This is a genomic window from Paraburkholderia sp. BR10923 (genome assembly GCF_040948765.1).
In the GTDB taxonomy this organism is placed as follows: domain Bacteria; phylum Pseudomonadota; class Gammaproteobacteria; order Burkholderiales; family Burkholderiaceae; genus Paraburkholderia; species Paraburkholderia youngii.
The window spans coordinates 1-14,418 of sequence record NZ_JBFPKO010000057.1 but is presented as its reverse complement, the minus strand read 5'-3'; the positions used below and the strand labels follow the sequence as shown (position 1 = coordinate 14,418).

Sequence of the window (14,418 nt, the reverse complement as noted above, 5' to 3'; positions counted from 1 at the left end):
AACCCGCACCTTCGTCAGCTGCCATCGCCAGCGTCTGCTGCTTCATCCTGTTCTGCCTTCCTTATCCACTCCGCTCTATAACGCTCCGAGTAGCTATGCGGTGGACTTGATCAGCAATGCCTTAGATGGTCTATGCGATATCCGGCGCGTTGACTGTGATATCGGAGGGCGGCTCGCCCGGGATTTCTCCGGAGCAAGCCGTATGGTTGCGGACGGGCCTTCGGCCAAGATCGGTTGACGGCTCGGCGTCCAGTTTCGCAGTCTCTGGATCACGGAGGAGACCGGCGGCGCGCTCGCAGGCACGACACCGATGGTGTTCGCGGTTTCGCCGTTGCTGAAGGCACTGATCGTTGAAGCGGCAGGCATCGAAGTGACGCCAAGACGATGGCTACGCCGGTCGGATCACTGCTCTGATTCTCTAGCACCTTCGGCGTTCCCGGCCACACCCGACGGCATTGCCATGGCCTAGAGATTGCGCGCTCGCGACGCTTTGCGAGACGCTTTAAGCGGACCCGGCAGACCCGCGCGGCCCGGAAGATTGGGGGCGCGTGCTGGGCATGTCGGCCTGTGCGCTGGCACGGCGGTTCGTCAGCGAGACCGGCATGAGCTTGCGGCCGTAGTGCCGGCGGATCAGGCTGTTGAGGGCGATCGAACTGCTCGGCGGCGGGATGGGCGTGACTCGTACCGCGATGGGGCTACGGCTCGACCTCGGGGTTCGTGTATGCGTTTCGTCTCAAGATGGGCAGCAGCGTCAACAGCGCAGAGTACGGTCCAAGGGCTGCGCTCCTCGAGCTCTCCGATGAGCAGTGGCATCAGGGAATCGACACATACTTCCAGAACGTGGCTCGACCGACCCGCCTCGTCGTGCCGCACATGAAGAAACAGCGCGCGGGCGCCATTATCAACAGATTGACAGTCTTCCCGCTACCGAAGAGCGTCGTTAAAGCGTTCCGATGCACCGGTAGGGCACAAGCGCAGAGATCGCGGCAACGGTCGCGTTTCTCGCGTCGGACGGCGCGGCGTACAACACGGGACAGGCCATCTGGGTCGATGGGGGCTTACCTGCTCCATTTGAATCGTGCACGTCGTAGCAAGATGTCCGGCCCCACGGGAAAGGGGCCAGGTGCATCTCAGCTTGATAGCGGCGCGAAAGCTCAGGCTGCCGGAAAGTGGCGCTGCCCAGGAAGTGGGCGACGGGAAAAGATATCGAAACGTGCCCTTATTTCGATAGTAACTTGCAGAAGTGTCACCGTGACCGATTTCGGCTACCGGCTCTCGTCATTAGGATAGTTACAGGCCAGCGCAATGTTGCTTGCCCAACGGGTCGTAGGTTCTGTCGATCCGATTCCCAGCCAAACTATCGAGAGTACGACCATGCAATCACCCTGGACACCGATATGTCTCACGTCTCTGACGCTTGTCCTGCAACCTCTCGCGGCCCACGCGGATTTGACGGTAAAGATCGGGCAGGTTTCCCCGCTTACAGGTGAACTGTCCCACATCGGAAAGGATGATGAAAACGGTGTGCGAATGGCAATCGAAGATTGAACAGCAGAAAGATCCGGATTGGCGGGCAAAACGTTAGGTTCGTGCTCGACTCCCAAGACGATGCCGCGGATCCCAAAACGGCGGTAACCGTCGCCCAGAAGCTGGTGGATGATGGCGTAGCAGGTGTCGTTGGTCACGCGAACTCTGGGACATCGATACCCGCCTCCAGGATCTACTCGAATGCAGGCGTTCTGATGATCACCGAATCGGCAACCAATCCGAAGCTCACGCAGCAAGGATTCACCAACGTGTTCCGTATGGTTGCGAATGACGTGAGACAGGGCTCTGTCATCGGAGGCTATCTGGTCCACGATCTGGGTGCGCGCAATATCGCCATCGTCGATGGTCGCACGGCGTACGGTCAAGGTCTTGCCGATGAGATCGAAAAGTCAGTCAAGGGTGCCGGAGACAACGTGGTCGGCCGTGAATGCGGTACCGACAAGACAACGAACTGGATGGCGATTCTCACCACCATCAAGAGCCGTCAGCCAGACGGCATTGCTTTCACGGGTGGCGACACCCAAGCTGCGGTATTCGTGCAGCAGGCGCAACGGCTTGGCTTGAGGGTGAAGTTCATTGCCGGTGACGAAGCGTGCACGCCTCAGTTCATCAAACTGGCCGGGCCCTCGATGGATAAGGACGTCTACTGCGCACTGGCGGGCGTGCCGCCTGCAAAGATGCCGCAAGGACCTGAATTCTTCAAACGCTATCAGCAGCGGTTTGGTGTTCCCGTGCAGCTATACGCCCCTTACGCCTACGACGCGTGCTCGCGATGGCGGAGGCAATGCAGGACGCTGGATCGACAGATCCTAAATTGTATCTCCCGAAGCTGCGGGCTTCGAAGCTGGACGGTGTGACAGGCCCCATCCAGTTTGATGAGAAAGGGGATATCCGTAACGGCGCAATTACCGTGCGCCAATTTGATCAGGGCGACTGGACCGACAAGTCAGTCATACGTTGACGGTCTTAGCCTCCCTCGGGAGCCACGGGTACACCGAGCCCCACCTTCACGTTGTTCATGCTCACCAGCGTCTTGAAGCGTTTGACGTTGTTGTTTGAGAAGAACAGTTGCCGCGTGAGGGCCTTGTACTTATCCATGTTGTGGACCGTCAGAAGCAGCACGAAGTCCCATTCTCCCGCGACGTAGTAGCACTGCTGGATTTCGGGGCATTGTGCGAAAGTGCGCTTCATCGAATCGAGCAGATGGATCTGCTCGCTCTCGACCTCAACCGTCGCAACGATCGTCAGCGGATAGCCGACCTTTTCGGGCGCGACGATAGCAGCGTAGTTGCGAATGACGCCTTCGTCCGACATCCGTCGCAACCTGCGATTGACGGCGGCCGTAGACAGGTTGACGCGTGCGCCCAGTTCGTTCTGAGGAAGATCGCCATCAAGGCAAGCCTGTCTCTGCCCCTTTCGCTTCTAAACCGAATCGATTGCTGCTCGTGCAGTGAGTGTCCTGCGCCTGTAAAGCGTCGACCGTCGCCTGAGAACCCATCGTGGCAACAGGCGTCGCGTGGACGCGGCAAAGTGAGCGGCTTGACGCTCATGGAAAGCAGACCAAGAAGTCCACCTCGCGGGAGCAGATGCGATGGTCTCAGGCGAAGGCCAATTGACAGAATTACTGCGCACTGATGTGAGTTGACTTCTTTCCTTCGCAGCGCAACGAAGCAAAGTCGTCAATTCAAGGGCGCACGCGCTGTCCTGTTGGACACTGGCCAGTGACATAATTACTTTGCTCTACGCCTAAGGGCGGCCCTGTTCTCACCTCGCCGGCGCATTGCGCCGCGGCCACGCGCTTCGATACCATGTCAATCACGTCGCCGCTCGGGCCATCACTTCGCCAGGCGATCTTGCCACGCAGGGCTCTTCATGCATCATTGGCATCTTCAACGGACAACCGCTCGAATACCGCCGAAACCCGCAACCAGTTGTACGTCGACACGCTGATGATCCAGTGTGTACTGGCAGAGCCACGCTGGTGGCCAATGGTGCAGGCCGCCGACTTCCGCACGCTGTTGCCCTCGATCTACACCCATACCAATCCATACGGCCGGTTCGATCTTGACATCGGAAAGCGGCTGCCGCTCGAGGCATTATCGGCCTGAGTGAAATCGCCCTCCTATCGATAGGGCTTGATTTTGATCAAGCGATGACGAGTTGAAGTTGGTGGTCCTATGCCTTGGTATATAAACTGGCTCAACTAGCGTCTACCTTTCCGGGAGACATTAGCTAGAGAATCGAGTGCCGTACTAGGATTGATTGCTGTATGCATTCATACACCCGCATTAATTGAAGATCTTCTGATTTTGTAGGCCAGTATCGAAGTGTCATAAAGTTTTGTTTTCAATTCATGGGGATTGACATGCGCAAGAAGCTTAAAAAAGTGGTATTCGTTGGTTTAATGGCGGCGACTGTGCTTGTTGGAGCTATGCCTGCAGTCGCAGCGGAAATGGATGGGTGGTCCGACGACTGTTTGTTCCTTGAAATCGGAAAGGGTGATTGGAAGATTTGTTTGTAACGCTGACGGGCGTAGGCGCTGCAGCCCTGACGGATTTGTCAGGTTGACGGTAAGCGGCGGCAGAACGAAGGTGATGAAGAAAGCGAGTGGATTTGCCCCATACGTCCGGACACCGCCTCACAAGGTTGATGAATCGGTCCTACGTCGGAACTCGCGTGACGAGCGATGTTTCAGCGCGCTATGCGGGTGCTTCTCGTTGTAATGCTCGAACGCGACGGCCAGATTGCGAGCAGCGGTCGCTGCATCTGGCTTGGGCATGAAGGCCACGTAGTCGCGCTTCATCGTCTTCACGAAGCTCTCGGCCATGCCGTTGCTCTGCGGACTGCACACAGGCGTCGTGAGCGGTTTGAGTCCAATGTCCGAGGCGAAGGTCCGGGTCTTCTCGGCGATGTAACCCGAGCCGTTATCGCTGAGCCATTCAATTTGCTCTGGCGCTTTCGAAACGTTGCCGAAGCGATGCTCAATGGCCGCCAGCATGACGTCACGTACAACGTCGCCACTATGGCCACCGGTCGTTGCCGTCCAGCTCATGGCCTCGCGGTCACAGCAGTCGAGCGCAAAGGTCACGCGCAGCGGCTCGCCGTTGTCGCAACGAAACTCGAAACCATCGGAGCACCAGCGTTGGTTGCTTCTGGGCACGGCGACCTTGCCATCATGCCGACGCTGTGGGCGCGGCGGCTTGGGCCTGCGCTCAAGCAGCAAGCCATGTTCGCGCATCACGCGATAGACCCGCTTGGCATTGACAGAAGCCGCGCACTGGCGCTCCCGCTCGCTGCGCATTGTGCCCCACACGCGGCGGTAAACCCAGCTCGGCAAGTCAGCGATTACGCGCCGGATTTCCTCCACCAGTTCAGCGTCGTCGGTTTGTCGAGCCGTCCGCCCGTCCCGCCAATCAGCGGGTCGAGCAAGCTTTGCCGCCACGTTTGAGCGCGCCACACCGAGAACGTCGCAAACCTGCTTCACTGGTCGTCCCCCGGCAACGATGGCGAGCGCGCAATCCATTTTTTTTGCCCGGCCATACTCCACGGCTTCGCGAAGGATTTCGACTTCGACGGTCTTCTTGCCCAGTAGCCGTTGCAATTCCCTGATTTGCTTGAGCGCGTTGGCCAACTCCGAAGCCGGCACGACTTCTTCGCCAGCGCTGACCGCAGAGAGGCTACCGTCTTGATAGAGCTTGCACCAATGAAACAGCTGGTTCGGATTCACGCCGTGCTGAGGGTAGCGGCAAATTCCTTACGCTTCGGTTACGACACGCAGGCATCGCCGACGCTGTTCCGGCATTACGCTGCGGTGCGCGAGTACCTCGGTGTCAAGCCGTACTACGGCACCGACGCGGGCACGATTGCGACGCGCGCCGCACATACTGCGTCACTGTCCATGGACCAGCCGGTTGACATCATCAACGCCACGATCGACGACCTGATGGCGCAGAACGTCGAACTGCCGGCGTTCTCGACGCTGGACCGGATTGCCGAGCAGATCCATGCGAAGACCCAGGCACGGCTTTTCAGGCGGGTCGCAGGACGCCTGACCGATGAACAGAAGCGTGATCTCGATCGCTTGCTGGCCCGCGACCTGTCGAGCCGGCAGAGCGCCTACAACCGCATCAAGCGCCACGCCAGGCGCCCATCCCGGCAGCACTTGGACCTGTTGATTGACCAGATCACCTGGCTCGATGAAATCGGCGGCTTCACCGTCGCACTCGCCGGCGTTCCAGCATCAAAGCTGCGCTCACTGGCCATGCAAGCGATGGCGCTCGACGCGTCCGCTCTCAGGAAAGACACCCTTCCCGACAAACGCTACACACTGATCGTGGCGCTGCTAAGTCGCATGCGTGTGCGCACCCGCGACGATCTCGCCGACATGTTCGTGCGACGTATGGGTGCGATCCAAAAGCGCGCGAGCGACGAACTGGAGATCGTTCAGCGCAGGCAGCGTGAGAAGGTCGAGGATCTCGTGGTCCTGCTCGACGATGTCGTCGACATCCTTGCTGACGAGGCCGACGAAAAGACGATCGCCCAGTCCATACGACAATGGCTTGCACCGAAAGGCGACCTCGAACCGCTGCGCGAAAGCTGTGCCGAGATCCGCGCATTCAGCGGCCGCAATGACCTGCCGCTGCTCTGGAAGCATTTCCGGGCGCACCGTTCGGTCCTCATGCGTCTCGCCCGCGCGCTTCAATGGGACTCCACGAGTCAGGTGCGCACGCTGCTCGATGCTCTCGATGTGGTGCTGGAGAGTGAAACATTGCATCGCGAATGGATCGACGCCAGTGTCGACCTGAGTTTCGCAGCGGCACGCTGGCGCAAGCTTGTGCGCCGCGCACACGGTGAAGGGGCGCCGACCAACCGGCGCTTCTTGAGCTGTGCGTATTCTCGTATATGGCGGAGGAGCTGCGCGTCGGTGACCTGTGCGTGTCCGGGTCCGATGCCTACGCCGACTATCGCGATTATCTGCTGCCGTGGCGGCAGTGTGAGCAGCAGTTGCCTGACTACTGCGCGAAAGTCGGCCTGCCGGAAACGGGCAGCGAATTCGTCGCTCAACTGCGTCAGTGGTTGACCGACGCGGCGCGCAAGCTCGACGACGAGTATCCGCGCAAGCGCGAACATGTCACGGGAAATTCCGGCCAGCGCGATCGCCCTGCAGGAGCGGATCAATGCACGGCTGCCGACCCGCAACGTGCTCGACGTTCTCGCGAACATTGAGCACTGGACGCATTTTACCCGGCGCTTTGGACCGTTGTCCGGAATCGATCCGCAGATACGCAAGCCGGCCGAGGTATTTGCTGACGATTTTCGGGATAGGCTGCATTCTGGGCCCGACCCAGGCGGCACGCCATCTCGATACCGACGTGACGGCGCACATGCTGTCATTCGTGAACCGTCGGCACATGAGTCTGGACAAGCTCGAGGCCGCGCAGCGCGAGTTGATTGAACTGTGCCTGCGGCTCGATCTGCCGAAACACTGGGGCGACGGCAAAACGGTCGCTGCCGGCGGCACGCAGTACGACTTCTACGACAACAACCTGCTGGCCGGCTCACTTCCGCTACCGGAAAATGGGCGCAGTCGCGTACCGGCATGTCGCCGACAACTACATCGCGGTGTTCCGGCATTTCATCCCGCCGGGCGTCTGGGAAGCGATCTATGTAATCGAAGGACTCTTCAAGGCGGGCCTGTCCGTCAAGGCCGACACTGTGCATGCGGATACGCAGGGACAATCAGCCGCCGTGTTCGCGTTCACCCATCTGCTCGGCATCAAGCTGATGCCCAGAATCCGCAACTGGAAGGACCTCGTATTGTACCGTCCTGACAGCGACGCTAAGTACGGGCACATCGACAAGTTTTTCACGGCGACCATCGACTGGGTGCTGATCGAGCGGCACTGGCAGGAACTCAGGCAGGTGGCGCGGTCGATCCAGGCTGGAACGATCTCTTCGCCGCTGCTGCTGCGCCGCCTTGGGTCCGAGAGCCGCAAGAACCGTCTGTATCTCGCTGCACGCGAACTCGGCAGTCGTACGTACGGTCTTTCTGCTTGAATGGATCGGCAGCCGGGAACTGCGCCAGGACGTGACGGCAAACACCAACAAGATAGAGTCCTACAAGGGCTTCGCGAAGTGGCTATCGTTCGGCGGTGATGTGATCGCGGAGAATGAACCGGAAGAGCAGCAAAAACGGCTACGCTACAATGACCTCATTGCATCGGCCGTGATCCTGCAAAACACGGTGGACATGATGCGGGCCCTGCGCGACATGGTGACCGCGGGCGAGAAGGTCCGCGCCGAGGACATTGAATTCGTGAGCCCGTATGCGACCCACAACATTCGCCGCTTCGGGCGCTACCGGCTGCATCTGGAACGCCCGTCCGAAGCTGGATTAACGATGCCCTGTTTGGTAGGGGGTCCCGGCCTGACGACGAAATGAGGTAACACAGGATGAGTGCAAGAGCAGCGGTAGCCACCACGCCGTACGGTGAGGTCGATGCCGCCGCACTGGACGCGCTGCAGGCGCACTATGACACGACGCGGGTGCTCGATGCGGTGGATACACTCGACGAACTGCGCACAGGCCTTAACGATCCGGAAGGCCTGCGGGACGATCTGCTTCACCTGCATGGCATGGCGCATGCACTCGTCAATGGTGCGAACTTCGCGGCAATAACCCGGGACGCGTCGATTGTCGAACAGATCGAGGTCGTGCTCGACCAGATCGATCACCATGTCGCCGGGCTTTTATCGATCCGGGATGTGCTGTGCCCGCTCGAAGCTCTACGCCATGAAGATCTGGCTGGCCCGGATCGCGATTGAGCTTGCAGCGAATCTCTCCCGGTACGTATCCGTCACGGGGACGTGGAGTGTGCCTCGAGCCAGCGGTTATGGCGCAGGCAATGCGTTGACCGGTAGTTCCTGCTTGTCCGCGCCTGGCGTCGCGAGTGCCGATTCGATGCGGTGCTGCGCGAACGGATCGGCCGAGTCGATGTAGCGCATCGCGGAACGCACGTCTTTCTAGCCAACGTACTGCATCAGCATTTTCAGATCCCAGCCGTTCGAGTTGACCCACGTTGCGAAGCCCCGCCGTAGTGAGTGGCTGCTGTAACTGTCCGGGGCGGCCAGGCCTGCCGCGTAAAAAAGCGCACGCAACAGCGGCATGAAGCTGCCCCCATGCAGTCCCTCGTCGTGATGTTTCCCCAGCGGTCAATGCTCCGGAACACGGGCCCTTCCGTCAGGCCGGACGCCGCAATCCACGCCTCGTAAGCCGTCACCGGACACAGGCGTGAAAGCGCCGGGGCCTTGAAGGTCGTGCCCAGCTGCGCGCGGTCGCCTTTCGTGCGCGGCAGGTACAGCGTCATGCCGCGGCCAGCCTCAACGGCTACGTGCTCGATCCGCAGCCGACTGAGTTCGTCGGAACGAAAGCCGCGCCAGAAGCCCAGCAGCACCAGGGCCCGGTTGCGAATGCACGCGAGGCGCTCGCGCTCGTCTGCTTGTCCGACGATCTGCTCATCGAGCCAGGCTGTGAGCTTTTCGAGCTGCGCGAGCTGCATGGGCTTCGCCCGCTTCTCGGTTGCGGGATGCAGCGCGACGATGCCTCTGAGGACCTTGCGCACACGCGGGGCTTTCGTCGGATCCGGAAAACCTTGCGTCTGGTGCCATTGCGCAAGCGCTGCAAGCCGCGAGCGCAGGGTATTGATAGACAGGGTTTCTGCGTGATCGGCAAGGTACCGCGCGATCATGTCAGCGCTCGCGGGCAGAAAGCTGCCCCACTCAACCTCGAAATGCCGGAGTGCGGACTGGTAACTGCGCCGCGTGTTTTCGCGCGTCGCGGCTTGGACGTAGCGATCGATGGCAGACATGGCTCGTGGGTAAAATCAGGTGATCTGTATCGGAGACGATGATATGCAACAACGAACGTGTGCGCCAGCCGGCGTGCTCGATCGGAGCCAGGGTTTCGGTCGGTGAAGCGATGAACGAAGGCAAGCTGCTACAAGCAGACTGGGAAAATTTCACACGCGAGGAGCTGCTCGCGGAGCTCACCCGCCTGCAGGCCGAAATCGTGCGGCTCACCGCCTTGTTGCCGGCAACGCTGCAGGCGCAGGCAAAGCCCGTGCGGGTGACCCGGAACGAACCATCGCCAGCAGTGCGAAACACGGGCGCGCCCGTACTTTCGCCCGAGCAGAAGGTACAACTCTTCCGGCGGCTCTTTCGCGGTCGCACGGATGTCTATCCGCTACGCTGGGAAAGCCGCAATTCCGGGAAGTCGGGCTACGCGCCGGCGTGCGCCAACGAGTGGCGCGCCGGGATCTGCGAGAAGCCCCGCATCCGGTGCGCCGACTGCGGGCATCGTGTCCTGCTGACGCTGGATGACCAGGTCGTCTATGCGCACCTGGCCGGCGATCGCACGGTGGGCCTCTATCCGCTGATGCCGGACTGCACTTGCTACCTGCTGGCTGTCGATTTCGACGAGGAAGGCTGGCGTGAAGATGCGCAGGCGTTCCGGCAATCCTGCCTCGAGATGGACGTGCCGGTATCGCTCGAAATCTCGCGTTCAGGCAATGGCGCGCACGCGTGGATCTTTTTCTCGTCGGCCGTTGCTGCCCGCGAGGCGCGACGGATGGGCTCTGCCATCATCAGCCACACCTGTGCCCGGACCCGTCAGCTCGAACTGACGTCCTACGACCGGCTCTTTCCAAACCAGGATGTGCTGCCCAAAGGCGGTTTCGGCAACCTCATTGCCCTGCCGCTGCAGAAGCAGCCACGCGAGCATGGTTGGAGCGTGTTTGTCGATGACGGCTTTCAGCCGTACGCTGATCAGTGGTCGTATCTCGCGTCCGTGCAAACCATGGACAGCCGCGACATCGAGGGGGTGATCTTTCGCGCCACGGGCGGTGCGCACCCGCTCGACGTCGCGTTCATCGCCGAGGAGGACCAGGCCGAACCGTGGAAGCCAGCGCCGGCGCAGCCGAAGCGGCTGGCCGGAACGATGCCGGCGTCGCTCACACTGACGCTCGCGAACCAGCTCTATCTTGAAAAGGCGCAGCTTCCGCAGGCACTGCTCAACCGGCTCATCCGGCTGGCCGCCTTCCAGAATCCGGAGTTCTACCGGGCCCAGGCGCGCGGCTTCAGCGTATGGGACAAGCCACGCATCATTGGGCGCGCCGAGAATTGCCCGCGCCACATAGCGTTGCCGCGCGGATGCCTTGACGACGTCATGACGCTGCTGCGCGATAACGACATCGCCTGCGACATCCGCGACGAGCGCTGCACGGGCGAGCCCGTTGCGGTGTCATTCGCGGGTACGCTGCGCGACGACCAGCAGGCGGCCGTCGCCGACCTTCTGCAGTATGACAACGGCATCCTGCATGCGCCGACGGCGTTCGGCAAGACCGTGACGGCGGCGGCAATGATTGCCCGGCGTGGCGTCAGGACGCTCGTACTCGTGCACCGCCGCGAGCTGCTTGACCAGTGGCACGAACGCTTGCAATCGTTTCTGGCACTCGACGCGCGCGCGATCGGCACGATCGGCGGCGGCAAGTCGAAAGCGACCGGCCGGATCGATGTCGCGATGCTGCAGTCGGTGGCACCCGATGGTGCTCGCGGCGAGCTGTTGCGGCACTACGGCCATGTCATTGTCGACGAATGTCACCACGTCTCGGCGGATTCCTTCGAGGCGGTGCTCAAGGCAGTTCATGCGCGCTACGTGCTGGGCCTGACTGCCACGCCGGTGCGGCGCGACAGCCAGCAGCCCGTGATGTTCATGCTGTGCGGGCCGATCCGGCATGCGGCGAAATCTCCGGCCAGCGCCCCGCAGGTGCTCGAGGTGTTCCCGCAGAGGCTCACCTCCGTAGTGGACGTTACGACCGAGGCGCCGATCCAGGAGGTGTTCGCGCGTCTCGCGCAGGACGCATCGCGCACGCACATGATCGTCACGTCCATTCATGAGCAATACGCACGGGGACGCAACGTGCTGGTGCTCACCGAGCGGACAGACCATCTCGAAAGCCTGCAGCAGGCCCTCGAAGACGCGGTGCAGCCGCTGTTCGTGCTGCACGGGCGCCTCGCGAAAAAGGCGCGTGCGGCACAGCTCGCGGCCCTTGACGCGCTGGCCGGTGACACGCCCCGCGTCGTGCTGGCGACCGGCCGGCTGGTAGGCGAAGGTTTCGACCACCCGGCACTGGACACGCTGGTGTTGGCCATGCCGGTGGCCTGGAAGGGCACGCTGCAGCAGTACGCCGGCCGACTGCATCGCGAACATGCGGGCAAAACCGGCGTACGGGTGATCGACTACGTTGACGGCGGCCATCCGGCCCTGCAGCGCATGTGGGAGAAGCGCCAGCGCGGCTACCGGGCAATGGGCTACCAGATCCTCACGCCCGGAGAGGGTGTCCAGCTGCCGTTGGCCTGAAATCGGGGCTGCCGATCCACGTTCCGTACCATTTGCAGGCGGCGGCAATTTTTTGGACCTCACATCCGATAACCCGCCTTTATCACATACCAGTAATGCTCACATCAGGCCGCTCTTGATCGCGTGCAGTGGTACGTATATACATGGTACGTAATACAGTACACTATTCGAGTGAGGAAGCAGATGGCCCGCACCGGTCTTACGCGCATGGACGTTAAGCGCGCCCACGACCCATTGCTCGCGCGGGGGCAGCACACATCGATCGAGGCGATACGTATCGCGCTCGGCAACACGGGCTCGAAAACCACGATCCACCGGTACCTGAAGGAACTGGAGGAAGACGAGGGCGCGTCACTCACACGCGCCGGGGTCGCTCTCGGACGCGATCCATGATCTGGTGGCCCGGCTCGCGGCCCGCCTGCATGAAGACGCACAAGCCCTCGTCGACCAGCAGGCCGCCGCTGCGGCTGCGCAGCGCCAGCAGGCGCAGTCCGAAATCGCAAGGCTCGGCGCTGAGCTGGCCACGGCGCGGGAGCTACTCTCTGGCGAGACCGCCGCCCTTTCTGCGGAACAGGAGGCGCACGCCGGGACTCGCGTGGCGCTGCATCAGCGCGACCTGGACCTCGAGCGGCGCACCCAGCAGGTATGCGACCAGACCGAGCGCCTTGCCGAGCAGGAAGGCTTCCGCCTGTCGCTTGAGGCCAAACTCGTGCATGCGCGCAATTCCCTTGAGCACTTCCGTACGGCCGCACGCGAGCAGCGCGAACAGGAAGCGCACCGACATGAGCAGCAGGTCCAGCTGGTGCAGGCTGAGCTACGCCAGGCGAACCCGACGGCCATCGTCCGGCAGAACGAGATCACACAGCTGAACCGGGACAACGAGCGGCTCGTCGCAGAAGCAACGGCCACGCCCAGGCTCGCACGCGATCAGCAGGCACATGGCGAGGCGCTGCAGTCCGCCCTCAATCGTGCGCTCACCGATCAGGCCCGCACCGAGGCTGAGCGCGATGCAGCGCAGTCGGCAGCCGATGCGCGGTCTGCCGAGCTGCTCCAGGTACCCGAGGCTCGCGACTCGCTCAACGCGGACTTGACGAAGCTGGCCGCGCAGATCGAAGCGCAGCAGCAGCTTTTGATGGATTACCGGCTGCGGCTGGGCGTCGCGGGCGCGGCTGGCTGAAAGCGCCGCGTCCCGTCCCGAAAGGACGTCACAATAGCGCGCCAACAAACGCACGCGCTGCAGGCCAGCACATTCACCTTCTTGTCTACCATGCGCTTCGCAACGGGAATGCGTGCGTCGACCAACTGCTTACGGCGACCCAGCAGGCAGAGTTGCGCAGTTTCTCCACGCGGGCCACGATCACCGCCTCGAGCTTCGTCAACGAATATCACTGGGGAAACCTCAAGGGCGACCCGCTCGAGTGGGTACAGCAATATTTCGATGCCCATGTCTACTCCACCATCCGCGATTACGTCAAGGCTGGACGAAAGAGGCGCTCCCGTTTCGAGAAAGCATTCGAGGCCATGGACGTCGATGACTGGTGCCTCCTCGACTGGTCGTTCAACGATGACTCGGGTGAACATGCCCGCTTCTCGGTGGAGATGGATGGTGCGGGGTGGATGACGCGCCTGCTGCCTGTACGCGACGAGTTGCTCGCCGGCGATGCTCGCCCGCTTTATCTTGGGTGGCTTGCCCGACACGGGAATGATGAGCTTCACGATGATGAAATCGAACGGCCGGTGCCTGCGGGATTACAGGCGTTGATGCCCGCACAGGTAGCACTGGCCGAGTTTCTGATGCTGGATGCGGATTGGCTCGCCGCCGCCGCGGAGGTCAGCCCGTCATTATTGGCCCCAGAATCCAGCGGGAGCGAAGACAGTCGCTTTGATCCCTCGTTACGTGAGTTGCCGGTTGAGGAAATGCGGGCGAAACTGCGCATGCCGCTACAGGGACGCAGCCGTGAAGCGGAGCGAACGCTTCGAAACGCTTTTCTCAAATTGGAGGATCGTAGGAGTGCAAAGCAATTGAATTTGCCCAAGCGCCGTCGAATATCCGAAATCGAATCAAGGGTCGCCTCTCATCGTGCCATTCGTGAAAAAAGGGGAGCAGCAAGCACGCCAGGCGGCGGAGGCCCGTCGTCGTGAGGAACGCACACGGTACCTCACATCAGAGGGTTGGCCGTGATTCATTAAATCCGCCACATCTGGACGTAAGCGGCTGACTTAAAGGCGAAATCGATGGTTGGATCGAGCGAAGGCATGGAAGGCAGGAAATCCAGCAGATAGTCCCCGAGCCGGTTGATGTGCTCGCACCGGTATGACGATAATGCCTTAACAGGTTGCTGAAGTACCGCTGAAACACGTCATCGCGCAGAGTTCGTGAAGCGTTGATAGATGAACCACCACTTGCCCACTGGAGATCATGGGCGGCGCCGACACGTTCACCGAGAGTTTGT

10 protein-coding genes and 5 pseudogenes are annotated in these 14,418 nt (G+C 61.3%); 12 read left to right on the top strand and 3 right to left on the bottom strand.

Features of this window, described 5'->3' with window-relative positions:
- From AB3X94_RS39990 to AB3X94_RS39980, 3 genes and pseudogenes are all read left to right on the top strand, one after another.
- A partial coding sequence (locus AB3X94_RS39990) for a hypothetical protein (protein WP_368614352.1) occupies positions 1-238 on the top strand: 238 nt, incomplete at its 5' end.
- Positions 239-750: 512 nt separating this feature from the next.
- Positions 751-1,091 (top strand): annotated as a pseudogene (locus AB3X94_RS39985) (SDR family oxidoreductase); the annotation flags it as partial.
- A 283-nt stretch (positions 1,092-1,374) separates the two neighbouring features.
- Positions 1,375-2,509: pseudogene (locus tag AB3X94_RS39980) on the top strand (branched-chain amino acid ABC transporter substrate-binding protein).
- A gap of 5 nt (positions 2,510-2,514) precedes the next feature.
- Here AB3X94_RS39980 and AB3X94_RS39975 read toward each other — a convergent pair.
- Positions 2,515-2,931: pseudogene (locus AB3X94_RS39975) on the bottom strand (Lrp/AsnC family transcriptional regulator); the annotation flags it as partial.
- Between the two features lie 425 nt (positions 2,932-3,356).
- Here AB3X94_RS39975 and AB3X94_RS39970 point away from each other — a divergent pair.
- Entirely contained in the window at positions 3,357-3,656 is a 300-nt protein-coding gene (locus tag AB3X94_RS39970) for a hypothetical protein (protein ID WP_368594143.1), read from the top strand.
- Between the two features lie 257 nt (positions 3,657-3,913).
- Positions 3,914-4,069, top strand: coding sequence for a hypothetical protein (locus tag AB3X94_RS39965; RefSeq protein ID WP_176112029.1), 156 nt, complete (start codon positions 3,914-3,916; stop codon positions 4,067-4,069).
- A gap of 117 nt (positions 4,070-4,186) precedes the next feature.
- On the opposite strand, the pseudogene AB3X94_RS39960 reads toward AB3X94_RS39965, so the two are convergent.
- A pseudogene (locus tag AB3X94_RS39960) lies at positions 4,187-5,284 on the bottom strand (IS3 family transposase); the annotation flags it as partial.
- A gap of 45 nt (positions 5,285-5,329) precedes the next feature.
- Between AB3X94_RS39960 and AB3X94_RS39955 the strand changes: the two are divergent.
- A pseudogene (locus tag AB3X94_RS39955) lies at positions 5,330-7,995 on the top strand (Tn3 family transposase); the annotation flags it as partial.
- A 6-nt stretch (positions 7,996-8,001) separates the two neighbouring features.
- Entirely contained in the window at positions 8,002-8,373 is a 372-nt protein-coding gene (gene tnpC, locus AB3X94_RS39950; RefSeq protein WP_368594142.1) for a Tn3 family transposase post-transcriptional regulator TnpC, read from the top strand.
- 198 nt (positions 8,374-8,571) lie between these two features.
- Here tnpC and AB3X94_RS39945 read toward each other — a convergent pair whose 3' ends face one another.
- Positions 8,572-8,715, bottom strand: a complete 144-nt coding sequence (locus AB3X94_RS39945; RefSeq protein ID WP_246392541.1) for a tyrosine-type recombinase/integrase — start codon at positions 8,713-8,715, stop codon at positions 8,572-8,574.
- Between the two features lie 224 nt (positions 8,716-8,939).
- Between AB3X94_RS39945 and AB3X94_RS39940 the strand changes: the two genes are divergently transcribed.
- From AB3X94_RS39940 to AB3X94_RS39920, 5 genes are all read left to right on the top strand, one after another.
- Positions 8,940-9,458, top strand: a complete 519-nt coding sequence (locus AB3X94_RS39940; RefSeq protein WP_368594141.1) for a hypothetical protein — start codon at positions 8,940-8,942, stop codon at positions 9,456-9,458.
- Between the two features lie 68 nt (positions 9,459-9,526).
- Positions 9,527-11,965 carry a DEAD/DEAH box helicase family protein gene (locus tag AB3X94_RS39935; protein ID WP_368594140.1) on the top strand — a complete coding sequence of 813 codons (2,439 nt, stop codon included), beginning with the start codon at positions 9,527-9,529 and terminating at the stop codon, positions 11,963-11,965.
- 207 nt (positions 11,966-12,172) lie between these two features.
- Complete coding sequence (locus tag AB3X94_RS39930; protein ID WP_368614351.1) at positions 12,173-12,358, top strand: DNA-binding protein; 186 nt, start codon at positions 12,173-12,175, stop codon at positions 12,356-12,358.
- 4 nt (positions 12,359-12,362) lie between these two features.
- Complete coding sequence (locus AB3X94_RS39925) at positions 12,363-13,142, top strand: integrase (protein ID WP_368594138.1); 780 nt, start codon at positions 12,363-12,365, stop codon at positions 13,140-13,142.
- Positions 13,143-13,294: 152 nt separating this feature from the next.
- Positions 13,295-14,107 (top strand): hypothetical protein, encoded by an 813-nt coding sequence (locus AB3X94_RS39920; RefSeq protein ID WP_368594137.1) that lies wholly within the window; start codon positions 13,295-13,297, stop codon positions 14,105-14,107.
- The last annotated feature ends 311 nt before the right edge of the window (positions 14,108-14,418 follow it).